We start from the raw sequence: 13170 nt of genomic DNA, 5'->3' as shown, positions 1-13170 counted from the left end.
CAAAGCGCTTTTTATTTGTTAAAATTGAACTGAACAAGGTAAAATCCTCCTCAATATAGTTATTCGATAGAAAGAGCACACATATGGCAATTCAGTGGTATCCAGGACACATGCACAAAGCACGAAAGGAGATCGAAGAGGTCATGCCTCAAGTCGATTTGGTGATTGAAGTGCTTGATGCAAGGATCCCTTTTAGTAGTGAAAACCCGATGGTGCAAAAGCTACGTGGTGGCAAACCTTGCATAAAGTTACTCAACAAGTCTGATCTCGCCGATCCAGAAACGACCCAAAAATGGATTGAGTACTTAGAGCAAGAGCAAGGCGTCAAGGCCATGGCGATTACCACGTTACAAGCTTCTCAAGTGAAAAAGATCCCGGATTTATGTCGTAAATTTGTTCCGAGCAGAGACAAAGTTGAAAAAGACATCCGTACCATGATTATGGGGATCCCGAACGTAGGTAAATCTACGATTATCAATACACTTGCAGGGCGTACGATTGCCAAAACCGGAAATGAACCCGCGGTCACGAAAACTCAGCAACGGATTAACCTACGCAACGGCATTGTGTTATCTGATACGCCAGGTATTTTGTGGCCTAAAGTCGATAACGAAAAAAGTAGCTATCGACTCGCTGTCACGGGAGCGATAAAAGACACAGCAATAGAATATGAAGACGTGGCGATGTTCGCGGCTGAGTACTTTTTAGAAGCCTATCCAGAAGCGATAAAAGCACGCTACAAGCTTAAAGAGCTACCAGATACAGACATCGAGCTACTCGAAGCAATTGGCCGTAAACGCGGCGCACTCCGCCCTGGCGGCCGAATCGACTTACACAAAGTATCTGAATTACTATTGCACGAATACCGCTCTGGTAAAATTGGCCAATTAACACTTGAAACTCCAGCAATGGCTATAGAAGAAAAGGCCAAAGTTGCAGAAATTCTTGCTGAAAAAGAAGCTAAAGAAGAGCTAAAGCGTGAACAAGAACGATTGAAGCGCTCAGGCAAACGATTAAGTTAAATTTATTCGATTAATCAACATATTAAAAGCGCTTTTTAAGCGCTTTTTTATTTATGGCGTTCCTCCTATTGCTTAATAAACTTACCACTTTACTGCTATAACGCCTTTTTATATTTGTTATATATATTTTTTATAAGGTGCGATAGGGGTATGCTTTTGGCAATGAATTACCACAACATAAAAAATGAGCCAACAACCGGCCCACTAAATTACATCGTTAATACCAACGAGATTAAGGCGGCTAAAATACGCCTGACCTATCATTTTGTCAGCTTACTATGTGCATTACATTCTCGGTTATGCCTAAAATCGACTATTGCAATGCCTTTACACAAAAATCCGTATATATACTCTCGGTATACATTACGAGTTTAGCTGTAGAGCAAAACTGTACTACAACTCAGCTTTCCCCCACGTAAAACAGGGAGCTTTAAATGACCCATGATCTACAAGCAAATAAGCAACATGCCATTGAGTTTTATCAAATGGCTTATCTTGGAAATCCCGTTGATGCAGTGAAAAAGTATGTTGGAGCACAATATATTCAGCACAATCCCGCGGTCGGTGACGGTAAGCAAGAATTTATCGATTACTTCACCGAAATGGCACGTGACTATCCTGATAAAAGCATCGAATTTGTCAGAGCAATAGCCGAGGGTGATCTGGTCGCACTTCACTCACACCAAACATGGCCAGACAATGACCAATATATAACTATGGATTTTTTCCGCTTTGATGACCAAGGTAAAATCGTAGAACATTGGGATTCAATCCAACAAATACCAAACGTATCTAAAAACAGTAATACGATGTATTAATCGATATCTAAAAAATGAAGCCATTACGCCTGGAAACATATCAGGCGTATTATCGCGTTATAGTGCCTAAATTTACACCGCTGTAGTGATTGCATTAAGCCAATCAGAAGCATCCATCACTAAATGACGAGCCGATTCATGCTGCCACTGCTGCGCTTCTTGTTCATGCAAGTTAACTCTGACTAAGTGAGTTTGAGGCCAATGTTCGGTCATTTGATTAAAAGGAAACTTAATAATCGACGGCGTATTAAAACCGATCCCAAGCTCCAACAAGACTAGTTTTTTGTCCGCATAGTCCTCAATAAAACGTTCATACTCATTGCACTGTTGCACCCAAAGGTCATCTTGAACAAAAGTCGCATCTTTACGGATATTCACTTCCATTGGCCCACCACAACGGGGGCACTGCGGCACTAATGCTGTCGGAACCTGACCATTGTCACTTGCGGCAACCATTGATCTTATTTGAGCCTCGTTATCGTACAACACATCATGGCAAGGCGTAGCACATTGCAATTTTCCATAATCACCTTGTACCGTAAAAATATGACCAGAGTCGAAACCCGCAGCGCCGAAAAGCCCATCAGCATTGGTTGTGATCACAAAGTGCGGCTTATGTGCCACTAAGTTGTGCAAAGTTGAATACACATTCTGCTGCGGCGTATCAAAGCGATTAATTAAAATATGGCGTGACCAATAAGCCCACTTTAGCTCAGGTGTTGCAAAGGGGAAAAAGCCGGCGCTATACATATCTGTCAAGCCGTATTTACGTCTGTATTGAGCAAAATGGTGCTCAAAACGCGCTCCGCCATACACTAAGCCTGCAGCGGCAGATAAACCAGCACCCGCGCCGATCACAATGGCATCAGCTTGTTCAAGCCACTGTTTAGTAAGTGCTAGATCTTGCTTGTTATCTAAGGAGTGTTTCATAAATTTGTTTATCCTCATCAGTAAATACATTAAAAACGACTCGCAGTTGACGGCACTCTTTATTCAACCAAGATTGTACTGTCGATACCGCAATTTCTGCAGCGGCCTGCTTTGGATATCCATATTCACCAGTAGAAAGGCAACAAAAGGCGAGTGTCTGTAACCCTAGTTTTTGCGCTTGCTGTAGACTACTAAGGTAACAATCACGTAATTGGGCAACCTGCTCAACTTGCGGTTGACCACCTCGCACTATCGGGCCAACGGTGTGTAGCACCTTCTTGCTTGGTAAATTAAACGCATCAGTTACCACCACCCCTGCGGTATCCAAACGGCCGCCTTTCATGGCTTGTTGACAAGCCCAGCGTAGCTGAACACCTGCAAAGGTATGAATGGCATTATCAATGCAGCGATGCAATGGCTGAAAGCACCCCAACAATGCGTTGTTGCCAGCATTAACAATACCGTCAACAGCCAGCCGAGTAATATCACCTTGCCAAAGTGCCACCGCCCCATGCCAGTTAAGCTCGTCAGCAGTCACCACTCCTTTAATTGACAGCTCATGCTGCAAATACTGATCTTGTAGTTTTAACATAGCCTGCTCGGCGGGGGCTGCTGGGCGCACATTACACAAGGCTCGAAAAGCATCAGCCTTTTGCGCCGCCCCCCACTCTATCGGTCGCTGTTCTCCTCGCTCGGCGAGTAAGAAATCGAGCAACTGATTCAATACCGCTTCGGTTTGACTCAACATAACGTAACCACCTTTGGTTTTTGCTTCGCAACGCTGTCTCGAAGATCCGTCATCACAGCCTGTGCAGAAGTTAGCGTAAAGGCGGCTAACTCAGGATTATCAGCACTGTGGTAAATCGAGGCGACTAAAGGGCTCTGTTCAATAACTTTTTGTTTAACGGCCGGCTCTTTCAGCCATTTTACGCAGCCATTAATCCGCACCCATCGATGGCCTTCACATACGCAAATTTCAACATGTGGATTGTGCATCAACTCTTGATACATCAACTTGCCTGTTCCCGTGCAATATACGGGGCTATTGCCCTCAACAAACATCATCTGCACGGGGCGTAGTTTTGGCTTACCATCCATGCCGACAGTGGCAAAGTATTGCACTTCACTGTCTTGCACAAATTCAAGAACCTCTGTAATTAAATCCTGCATGCTCATTCACCTTAAAATAATTAAGTTAGTACCAGCCAACGTGTTTCACAGAGGCCACCGTTAACCATCACTTTACTTAATCATTTTTGATGCGTAAATTAACCGTTTTGACACAGTTTGTTTCTTGTGGAGATACAATGGATCGACTTGATGCGATACGCACATTTTTAGCGGTAGTAGATAACAAGAATTTTAGCCGAGCCGCAGAGCAGTTAGGGCATTCTCGATTGCAAGTTTCTCGACAAGTAAAAAGCTTAGAAGACTGGCTACAAACTCGGTTACTTCACCGCACAACCCGTAGCTTAAGCCTGACAGAGTCAGGCGAAAAAACGCTGACCCATTTCGAGTCTATTCTCAACCATATGACGGCGTTAGAACTGGACACTCATCGCAACAAAACCAAGTTACAAGGTGCTATTCGTATTACAGCGCCTATTGGTCTAGCTCAAAACCTACTACTGCATGCCATTACTGCGTTTAATGCGCTGCACCCTGAAGTTAAATTTGAGCTGCAACTATCGGATACTCATGACGACCTTGCACAACACGGGCTAGATCTCGCACTGCGTTATTGCCCACAGCCCAACGAGCACCTTATCGCTCGACGGCTAAATACCATAGGTTTTGTACTGTGTGCCTCCAAAAAATACCTTGCTCAAGCAGGAACACCAACCGAGCCACTGCATCTGTTAGGCCATAATTGCTTAATACATTTAGACCAAAGTCGTTGGCATTTTTCTAAAAACGATAACCCTTACCCTATTGACGTAAAAGGCACACTTAAAGCTAACGATCTGGCGGTATTGCTTAATGCTACCCTACTCGGCTTAGGCATTGCAGCACTGCCATGTGATCTAGCTAATCCGCAAATCATCCAAGGAAAACTGGTGCCTGTAATGGCTGACTACCAACTCGGCAGCAATGCATTATGGGTCGTTTATTTATCCCGAAGCTATCAGCAAGCTAGGGTCAGGGCTTTTATTGATTTTCTAGCGGTCTTTTTAAAAGAAGATCTACTACCACTTAATCAATAGCCATGATCAAAAATCAATGCAAGGTACTTAATACGAAGTACTTAATATAAGCAACGTGATCTTCTTAATGACAAAATAGACGATAAACATGCACTAGTATGTCATAGGTAGTTTAATGCCTAAGCAGGCAGGTAATTTGAGGCTTAATATTGAATATTAGCGGCGCTAAGCGGGGTAAGCCACTAGCAATGTTAAAGCTATAACTTGTAGGGGAAACATCTTAAGAGGTGTAGCGGAGTTATCGATGTGGCTCAAAGGCGAGTCATTGTCATAGCTATTTAAACAGCATAAGCCAATAACATTCGTGGCTAAGACACAAAACATCGCGGTAATAGAGTTACATTGATAGGTCTGTGGCGGAGCAGTAATGCTAATTGCAAGCATTAAATATTACCAAGTCAATCGTTAATGACCCCCTTTAACAATAAGCGGTAACGAGCCATTGATATCAACAATTTATGCTATCTTCAAAACCTTTTTAGCATTGTGACAGCAGTGATTTTATAAGTTTTACTAATGCTTGTGACTGTGGCCGTTTTTGTGCTCAGCACCGTGTCCAGCTTTATGCTCTTGGCTCAACTGACCACCAAAAATATCTGCAATACTAATTGTTTTAGGAGCCGCATGTTTAGACTGTTTAGCCGCGTCCATAAACGCTTCATCATCGTGTATGTGAGGGATCGACAGATCAACATCACCACCACAAGACCATGCTGAACTACTAACAAAAACCATGCAAATAAAAGCAATAACTTGTTTCATCATACCTTCCTTAAAAAAGAGCATGCCACTCTACTGAGTGGCATGCTTTAATTTACGATTAACGTAAAGTGATTCTCGGGTTTTCGCTTGGCTTATCAAACAGACCGAAGAACTCAGGTACTGCTTTAGAATCGCCTTCTAGCGTGATGTAACCTTCTTTAACCGCTTTAGTGAAGTCAACTTTACCAACTAACATTCCTAGGAATACAGTTTTAGTTAGCTTAACAGTCGCTTTAGCTTCACCGCTGAAATCTTTGTGGAATTCAGCAACACTGCGACGAACTTCAACTGCGTGAGTTTCATCTGTATCAGTGAACTCAAACGCTACAGTAAAGTGCTTGTCTTGGCTACGTTCAGCGTTAAGACCGAAACGAAGTGCATTAACCAATTGTGCTGGTTGGAATTCAGCCATCAAGTCAGGTGCTTGAAGGTTAATTTTCTTCGAGTAATCGATTGTGCCATCTAGTTCCTGAGCAGAGGTCAGGTACCAGTTACGCCAGTTGTTGTTTGTTTCACGGTAACCTAGTTCACGCAAAGCTTTTGCTTTAAGTAGTCTTGGTTCCATATCTTCAAGGTCAACACGGATAGCATGTGTAGCTAGCTCAGCACACCACTGGAAGTCAGAGCTATCACAAGCGTCAATAGCAAACTTCATCATTTTATCTTTGCCGCCAAGCATAGCAACGTAGCGCTGTGAAGCTTCTACAGAGTATGTTGGGTTAAGCGTAGTTGGGTCACCATCGAACCAGCCCATTTCACCAACGAAGATTTCTTTCGCTGCATGACGGATTGAACCGTAGAAGTCACCTAAGAACGGGTGGTTAACAAGGTGTGCTGGCAATTTGATTTGACGGATCAAATCTTCTTGTGTCGCGCCGTTGTTAATCGCTTTAATTGATTGGTCATAAGTGTACTGAATCGCATCACGGTAAGCCGTTAGGGTATCAGCAACATGCTCAGCACCTACAACTGGACGACCATGTGAAAGCATCAATGTTTCAGCGTTATATTTACGTAAAATATCTACACCTGGGAACCAAACACTTGGGTCACGGTACTGAGTACCACGAATTGTGTGCAAGTTAGGGAAGCTTTCGCCCTGAATTACTTCAGAACCAAACAATACGCCAGACTCTGGGAAGTAAGCTGTGATTTCATCAGACGCTTCAGAAGGAACGTGTTTGAATTCAATCTTGATGCCTTCAATTTCAAGGTCTAATTGACCCCATTTACCTTCAACAAGCGTGTTTGGTGCAATTAAGCTGTGCTCGCGAATTTCGAAATCTGGACCTAAGCCACCATTGATACGTCCGCCTTCTTCAACGTTAAGAAGTGTACCAAGAGAGTAATCAACACGGAAACCAAGAGCTGGACCTGTTCCGCCCATAGAACCTTTTACAACGTTAGCCATAAAGGTTTCATGTGCAATAATTTTTGCGTTTTCAGCGCCTTCGATACCACGCACACCAGCGTAGTGATCTGGATGCCAATGTGAGTACATGATCGCAGCAACAGGTTTAGTGTTACCAGTCATTTTACGGAAGTCATCCATTACGTCTTTCATTTTATCAACAGATTCAACTGGATCAAAAATCAAAAGACCATTGTCACCGTCAACAATCATTGGAGATGTTAGACCGTAACCATATACTTGGTAAAAGTTTTCTTTATAAGTAAAGATACCTTTATCCATTTTTTTAGAATGGGCTGTCAATTCAGGGTGAACTTTGTTAGACACAGCATCAAAAGCATCGTTGCCGCCAGTAGCAGACCATTTCATGTCTTTTGTAGAACCGTGCCAGTAATGCGTAGCACCTGAATCTTTACCAAGAAAATAATCATGAGAAAGTGTTGGGATATTAACTTCAACATTTTCATAACGGTTTGTTTCATTATCATGTGCAATTGCAAGTCCGCTAAAAGACAATGCACCTGCTACAGATAAAGTAAGAATAGTTTTTTTCATAGTGACCACGCTTAGTTTGTTTAGGTTAACTACTTTAAGTTGGCGCTAGAATACGGGTTCTAACTATAAGATGGGTGATATATGGTATAAGATATCTTATATCACCCACGCCATTTAAAACTGGACATTAGAATATGAAGCATTCAGATTATAGTTTAATCCCGACATTTGTCGCGATTTTCGAAGAAAAAAATTTCACTAAGGCTGCAAAAAGACTCGGGATTACCCAGTCGGCGGTCAGCCAAAGTGTGCATCGCCTTCGAGATATTTTTGAAGATGTGTTATTCATTAGAGGTAGTCACGGTATCACCCCTACCCCGCTAGCAATGGATGTTTACCCCACTTTAGCCAGTTCTGTGGAAAGCATTGCGCATATGCTGCCAGAGCATAAAAACTTTATTCCAGCCGAGTGTGTTCGCCAGTTTGGCATCAGCTCACTCAGTGTATTTGGTTTTACATTACTACCTGAATTAAGTGCATTGATGAGTGCAGAAGCCCCATTAGCCAGCGTTAAAACAGAGCCGTTTTTAGGTCAAGACATGACTAATGAATTAAGGTCGCAGCAATGTGATTTAATCATTGAAGTCGTGACGAATCAGCGCTCTAATTTACGTTCTAAGGTCATCATGCAAGATTCACTGCAACTGCTTTGTCGTAAAGATCACCCTCGCCTTAAAAGCAACCAGATCTCACTTGAAGAGTTCTTACACGAAAAACATGTGACACATTCACAGCATGAAAAGAACGATGGCTACCTCAACGATCGTGGCTTAAAGCATGAAGGGGTATTAGGTAAGCGAAAAGTTGCCTGGCAAGCCAGTAGTATAATGGAGATGCTGCCAGTAATTATGCGCACCGACTACATTGGTCTCATTCCTAAAACCGCCGTTGAACAATATACTAAAATTTTTGATTTAAAAGGGCTTGATACACCCTTTCTCACAGAGCCGCTTGAAGTCGCCATGTTTTGGCACTCTTCACGCACTAATGACCCTAGTCATCGCTGGTTTAGAGGCTTATGTTCTAGAGCTGCAGATCTTTACAATCAATAACCTATTTGTTCGACGTTAAGTTATCGATTAAATATTAAAGCAAGGATGCTACCCCCTATCATGAGTTAACAAGACTACTGAGCAACCCTAACCCGAAGAAAACTGGCAAAACGGGGCGTACCTTTTTGTGTATATCCATAATATTTGAAGGTAATCACACTGCCAACTGCAGGTGGGTTCCGTCGCTCTTGGTCAGAAAAACCACTACCTATATTGAACTGTATTCCCTGCTGGCTTTCGACCTTTAACGCCCCCATCATCCCTCGGTATTTTCCTTTACCGGGTAAATGCGCCAATACTGTGGCTTCGGCATCGTAAACCGGCTTTAATTTTACAATGTCACTGCTGCGACCAACTTGGTACAGCGCATCTTTACGGTGCAGCATTAACCCCTCACCGTTGAGTGCTATCACTTTATTGAGGGCTTCATCTAATTGTGGCTGCTTGGCAATCGAAAATTGTGGGATCACCTTAAGGTATTCACTAATATTAGTTAGCTCTGTCAGCGCCTTTTGGTAGCGCAGCTCAAAAGGAGTTACCTCTGCTGGCAGATCAAACACCATAAACCTCACCTGTAACCACTGAGATTTAGACGCCTGATTTTGGCGAACAATAGCTGATACTTGTTCAAATTGATGACGCCCAATCCATAGCTCACCATCAATTGGAAACCGCGGAAATGCCGCTACAAACCACTTAGGTATATTGATTATCCGCCCTGAACGGGACAGCATATGTGTACCGTTCCAATACCCCCTTACACCATCGAGTTTCTCACTAATTAAATAATCTGATAATTCGCCAATATGTTGCTGTTTGTATTCTTTGGGTAATTGAATAGGTGGGCTTGCAGCAATAGACCCTAACGAAAACACAATAAGTAAACTTGCCAAAAAACTACGTCGTCTAACAAAGCGCGATCTCCGTTTACGCTTACAAAAATACATTTCCACTTTTGCTCCTAAAACCTGCCATAAACTGCGTCATTGCAGCCAAAGTCTAGTTTTACTACCTGCAAATTCCATCAACATAATTGTTGAAATGACAAGCGCTGTGCATCAGCCAGCCCGCCAATTTTCAACTAGCATACTCTCTTTAATATTTAGGATAGATAGCATTCGCAGTCGTTCAGAACAGAGTAAAACTATTACAATCAATTGATTACCTATAAAAATGAGCATCAAAACTTTAAATATAAGCATTTGAGCTAGGTTATATACCCAAAGCAACTGACATCTCACTGTTAGCCCGTTGAAACATAAAAACCTAAATAACAACAAATTATTCACATTTGTGTATTTAGTGTTAAACTCAGATTTGATCAACCGATATAGTTAACTTGATTTAGCTACGGGAAAACGACAAAGGATTGCGGAGTGACTTTTAGTGTTTAAAAGTGTCACATTAATCACTGCCACGTCATTGGCTTTGATGAACAGTTATAGTGTCAAAGCAGAAAATGACACCACTGTACGTGTGGGCGGTTTTTACGCAAATTCGGACTCTAATATTGATGTCAACGATCCTCTGCTCGGCAATAATTTCTCGCTAGACTTTGAGCAAGATCTAAAGCTTAGTGACTCTCGGTTTCTGCCCTTTTTCGAATTTGTTTATCAATTCGATGATCGACACAACTTTTATGCCGATTGGAAACAGCTTCACCGCAGTGCAAACACCCAATCCGTCGAAAAGCCCTTCCAATTTACCTGGGACGAAACCACCTACAACGTTAATTATGGTATCTCACTCGATACAACCTTAAACATTGATATTGCTAGAATTGGTTACGGCTATGATGTTTGGCAGGGTGATAAATATGAAGTGGGTTTCTCCATTGGCTTACACGTTATGTTTATCGAGACAGCGTTTAAAGGCAATATTGGGATTTGTGAAGATAACATTGAAGCTCAGTGCCCTGATTCAGTAACCATTCCCAAAATTGTCGATGATAAAGTCACTGCGCCATTACCAGACTTAGGGGTCTACGGCAGTTATCAAATCAATTCTAAGTTAACCTTCAGTGGCCACGCGCAATATTTTTACGTTAAGTTAGACAACCTCAAGGGTGCTCTGTTTGATGTAAGGCTTGGTATTGAAGCTGCGATTACAGATAACTGGCATATGAGCGCCGCATTTAATTACTACGAAGTAGATGTTGAATATACATCTACTATCAAAAATTCAGATATGAAAATTGCAGATTACAATATGTATTACAGTTTTACTGGACCGATGCTGTCGGTGAGTTATCAGTTTTAGCCTCTTAGTCTATACGCTTAACTGCGTTGTTAACCAGTTGAACCTTCCCGCTGAGCGCGATCTGAACGGGCATATTAAGCTATCGTTCCGTTTCCGTATGTCACTGTTCATCCATTTTGAAATCATCGAAATCCCTCACTCTCACATTAATCTGGACCACAATTTGGATGATATTACCTTTGTGATGCTTGCAGCCACTGCATCTGGGGGCGATGGTTGGAAGTCTATTAACGTATTTGGCACCGAGAAGCTTGAGTCGTTACGGCAGCGTCGAGACAGCGATAACCAACAGCACAGGGTACTCGACATTACTTTTAAAGAAGGTGCCTCATGCATTGGTAACCGTGAAAATGCAAAAAGATGGTACTGTTTCGGCCGTATTGCACGCAATCTTCTGCAGCAACATCCGATAAAAGCGAGCAAGCCAACTAAAACAGGGCGACAAAAAGTGATTAATCAAATTTTTGTCGCCCTGCTATATATACCGTTTGAGTCAACAGCGTTATATTTTGTGTATATTGCTCATCTATTATCTGCCGTCTTGCGCGCGTCTATTTTTAAAATCTGACTCTTCTAACCACTTTGGCCAGTCTTTGTTGTTGGCCAGAGTCGCGAGAATATCAGCGATTAACCCTAGATCTTGTCGAACACCACCAAGTGTCCAGTTAGGATCATAGTCATCAGCTTCTTTATGGTATTTATGCGCGATATAGTCAGGATCGTTGTCACCTAGACTCATAAACATTAAACCTGGAACACCTTCTTGGGCTAATGCAAAATGATCAGAGCGATACATCAGGCCATTTTGTGGCTTAGGATCGCCTTTAACAAAACGGCTTTGCTGCTTAGCAGCATTGTCAAGGTAGTACTCCATTTCAGACACGCCCTCACCATAACGTAATATGTAATCAACGCTATCATTGACGTTCATGCCATCAATATTTAAAAATGACACGATTTTCTTTGTCGGGAGCGGCGGCTGCTTAGCAAAATGCTGCGCACCAATTAGACCCGTTTCTTCTGCCGTAAACGAACTAAATAATATAGAGCGTTTAAAAGGCTTGGTTTTGGCTTTTAAGGTAAACATTCTTGCCAGCTCAAGTACCCCAGCCACACCACTGGCATTGTCAACTGCACCATTAAAAATGTGCTTAACGCCCTTATCATCGATATTTGTGCCTAAGTGATCCCAGTGGGCATGCATAACCACCATTTCATCGGCGCGCTCACTGCCAGGTAGCAGTGCCATAACGTTATAAGATTTGGCGCGCTCAATCGTGTTGTTAAGCGTTAAGTTAGCCGTTGTGTTTAACGGCCTAGCCTTAAAGCCAGCTTTAGCAGCTCTTTGCTTTTCGGTTTCATAGTCTAGCCCCGCATCAGCAAAAATTTGTTGTGCATTTTTGTGTTGGATCCAGCCCATCACCCCAACTTGGTTTTGGTTATTTTTGTCATCGACTAAGGTAAATTTACTGCCAGTGTTTGAGTTTTCAACCACGCCCCACCCGTAAGCGGCAGGTGCAGTTTCATGCACAATAAACACCGCTTTAGCGCCCTGTCTTGCCGCTTCTTCATATTTATATGTCCAGCGGCCATAATAGGTCATGGCATTGCCTTTAAATAAATCTGGGTTTTGCGTTGCAAAGCCAGGATCATTAACCAACACAATAACGGTTTTACCTTTTACATCTATGCCTTGATAATCGTTCCAACTATATTCAGGTGCATTAATACCGTAACCAACAAATACAACTTCACTGTTGTTTAAGCTTACTTTGTCATTCATTTGCTGAGTACGGGCGGTAAACTCGCTGCCACTGGTTAACTTAGCTGAGCCAATTTTTAGTGTCATATTTTGATCGGCTGTGACTTTAGCTAATGGCACAGGCTGCAAATACTGGTTACCAAAGCCAGGTTGTAAACCTAACTTTTTAAATTCAGTTTCAATATAGTTAATCGTTAATGCCTCACCTGCCGACAACGGCGCACGGCCGCCATATTCGTCACTGGCGAGTGTTTTTAAATGGGTACGATATTTATCAATATCAAAATTAATGCTTTTGTCATTTGAATGAGCCAATTGTGGCAGTATCAATGCGGACAATAGACTTGCTAGAATAATTCTTTTCACTGCTAATCCTTTTGGTTTTTCATTTTATT

12 protein-coding genes and 2 pseudogenes are annotated in these 13170 nt (G+C 42.4%); 7 read left to right on the top strand and 7 right to left on the bottom strand.

The window, feature by feature from the left end:
* The first annotated feature begins 83 nt into the window (after positions 1–83).
* Both ylqF and RGE70_RS07295 read left to right on the top strand, forming a co-directional pair.
* On the top strand, positions 84–1022 hold the full coding sequence (gene ylqF / locus RGE70_RS07300; protein ID WP_310470831.1) for a ribosome biogenesis GTPase YlqF: 939 nt from the start codon (positions 84–86) through the stop codon (positions 1020–1022).
* Positions 1023–1456: 434 nt separating this feature from the next.
* Positions 1457–1840, top strand: coding sequence for a nuclear transport factor 2 family protein (locus RGE70_RS07295; RefSeq protein WP_310470830.1), 384 nt, complete (start codon positions 1457–1459; stop codon positions 1838–1840).
* Positions 1841–1912: 72 nt separating this feature from the next.
* On the opposite strand, the gene RGE70_RS07290 is transcribed toward RGE70_RS07295, so the two are convergent.
* The 3 genes from RGE70_RS07290 to RGE70_RS07280 are packed head-to-tail and all read right to left on the bottom strand — an operon-like array spanning position 1913 to position 3940.
* Positions 1913–2770 (bottom strand): Sir2 family NAD-dependent protein deacetylase, encoded by an 858-nt coding sequence (locus tag RGE70_RS07290; RefSeq protein WP_310470829.1) that lies wholly within the window; start codon positions 2768–2770, stop codon positions 1913–1915.
* Complete coding sequence (locus RGE70_RS07285) at positions 2751–3518, bottom strand: protein-ADP-ribose hydrolase (protein WP_310470828.1); 768 nt, start codon at positions 3516–3518, stop codon at positions 2751–2753. The genes RGE70_RS07290 and RGE70_RS07285 overlap by 20 nt, the downstream gene beginning before the upstream one ends.
* Positions 3512–3940, bottom strand: coding sequence for a pyridoxamine 5'-phosphate oxidase family protein (locus RGE70_RS07280; RefSeq protein ID WP_310470827.1), 429 nt, complete (start codon positions 3938–3940; stop codon positions 3512–3514). The genes RGE70_RS07285 and RGE70_RS07280 overlap by 7 nt, the downstream gene beginning before the upstream one ends.
* A gap of 137 nt (positions 3941–4077) precedes the next feature.
* On the opposite strand from RGE70_RS07280, the gene RGE70_RS07275 reads away from it, so the two are divergent.
* Complete coding sequence (locus RGE70_RS07275) at positions 4078–4974, top strand: LysR family transcriptional regulator (protein ID WP_310470826.1); 897 nt, start codon at positions 4078–4080, stop codon at positions 4972–4974.
* A gap of 513 nt (positions 4975–5487) precedes the next feature.
* Here the strand turns inward: RGE70_RS07275 and RGE70_RS07270 are convergent.
* Together RGE70_RS07270 and RGE70_RS07265 are read right to left on the bottom strand one after the other, a co-directional pair.
* Positions 5488–5739, bottom strand: a complete 252-nt coding sequence (locus tag RGE70_RS07270; RefSeq protein WP_310470825.1) for a hypothetical protein — start codon at positions 5737–5739, stop codon at positions 5488–5490.
* A gap of 55 nt (positions 5740–5794) precedes the next feature.
* Positions 5795–7702: an alkyl/aryl-sulfatase gene (locus RGE70_RS07265; RefSeq protein ID WP_310470824.1), complete on the bottom strand. Its 1908-nt coding sequence runs from the start codon at positions 7700–7702 to the stop codon at positions 5795–5797.
* A 134-nt stretch (positions 7703–7836) separates the two neighbouring features.
* Between RGE70_RS07265 and RGE70_RS07260 the strand changes: the two genes are divergently transcribed.
* Positions 7837–8754, top strand: a complete 918-nt coding sequence (locus RGE70_RS07260) for a LysR family transcriptional regulator (protein ID WP_310470823.1) — start codon at positions 7837–7839, stop codon at positions 8752–8754.
* Positions 8755–8828: 74 nt separating this feature from the next.
* Here RGE70_RS07260 and RGE70_RS07255 read toward each other — a convergent pair whose 3' ends face one another.
* The gene (locus RGE70_RS07255) at positions 8829–9701 is read right to left on the bottom strand and encodes a DNA ligase (protein WP_375087937.1); all 873 of its coding nucleotides are present in this window, start codon (positions 9699–9701) and stop codon (positions 8829–8831) included.
* A 439-nt stretch (positions 9702–10140) separates the two neighbouring features.
* Between RGE70_RS07255 and RGE70_RS07250 the strand changes: the two genes are divergently transcribed.
* The 3 genes and pseudogenes from RGE70_RS07250 to RGE70_RS07240 all read left to right on the top strand — a co-directional run.
* Positions 10141–11013, top strand: a complete 873-nt coding sequence (locus RGE70_RS07250; RefSeq protein ID WP_310470821.1) for a DUF481 domain-containing protein — start codon at positions 10141–10143, stop codon at positions 11011–11013.
* A 97-nt stretch (positions 11014–11110) separates the two neighbouring features.
* Positions 11111–11287: pseudogene (locus RGE70_RS07245) on the top strand (transposase family protein); the annotation flags it as partial.
* Between the two features lie 9 nt (positions 11288–11296).
* Positions 11297–11446: pseudogene (locus tag RGE70_RS07240) on the top strand (ISAs1-like element ISSba1 family transposase); the annotation flags it as partial.
* Positions 11447–11542: 96 nt separating this feature from the next.
* On the opposite strand, the gene RGE70_RS07235 reads toward RGE70_RS07240, so the two are convergent.
* On the bottom strand, positions 11543–13141 hold the full coding sequence (locus tag RGE70_RS07235; RefSeq protein WP_310470820.1) for a M28 family metallopeptidase: 1599 nt from the start codon (positions 13139–13141) through the stop codon (positions 11543–11545).
* Between the last annotated feature and the right edge of the window lie 29 nt (positions 13142–13170).

The organism is Shewanella youngdeokensis (genome assembly GCF_033180165.1).
Lineage (GTDB): Bacteria > Pseudomonadota > Gammaproteobacteria > Enterobacterales > Shewanellaceae > Shewanella > Shewanella youngdeokensis.
The sequence above is the reverse complement of the archived record's forward strand: the minus strand, read 5'-3'. Positions and strand labels throughout refer to the sequence as shown.

What these genes read in the sequence shown, in the direction of transcription:
- ylqF (WP_310470831.1), top strand. Translation starts at nt 84, where the DNA reads ATGGCAATTCAGTGGTATCCAGGACACATGCACAAAGCACGAAAGGAG.
- RGE70_RS07295 (WP_310470830.1), top strand. Translation starts at nt 1,457, where the DNA reads ATGACCCATGATCTACAAGCAAATAAGCAACATGCCATTGAGTTTTAT.
- RGE70_RS07290 (WP_310470829.1), bottom strand. Translation starts at nt 2,770, where the DNA reads ATGAAACACTCCTTAGATAACAAGCAAGATCTAGCACTTACTAAACAG.
- RGE70_RS07285 (WP_310470828.1), bottom strand. Translation starts at nt 3,518, where the DNA reads ATGTTGAGTCAAACCGAAGCGGTATTGAATCAGTTGCTCGATTTCTTA.
- RGE70_RS07280 (WP_310470827.1), bottom strand. Translation starts at nt 3,940, where the DNA reads ATGCAGGATTTAATTACAGAGGTTCTTGAATTTGTGCAAGACAGTGAA.
- RGE70_RS07275 (WP_310470826.1), top strand. Translation starts at nt 4,078, where the DNA reads ATGGATCGACTTGATGCGATACGCACATTTTTAGCGGTAGTAGATAAC.
- RGE70_RS07270 (WP_310470825.1), bottom strand. Translation starts at nt 5,739, where the DNA reads ATGATGAAACAAGTTATTGCTTTTATTTGCATGGTTTTTGTTAGTAGT.
- RGE70_RS07265 (WP_310470824.1), bottom strand. Translation starts at nt 7,702, where the DNA reads ATGAAAAAAACTATTCTTACTTTATCTGTAGCAGGTGCATTGTCTTTT.
- RGE70_RS07260 (WP_310470823.1), top strand. Translation starts at nt 7,837, where the DNA reads ATGAAGCATTCAGATTATAGTTTAATCCCGACATTTGTCGCGATTTTC.
- RGE70_RS07255 (WP_375087937.1), bottom strand. Translation starts at nt 9,701, where the DNA reads ATGTATTTTTGTAAGCGTAAACGGAGATCGCGCTTTGTTAGACGACGT.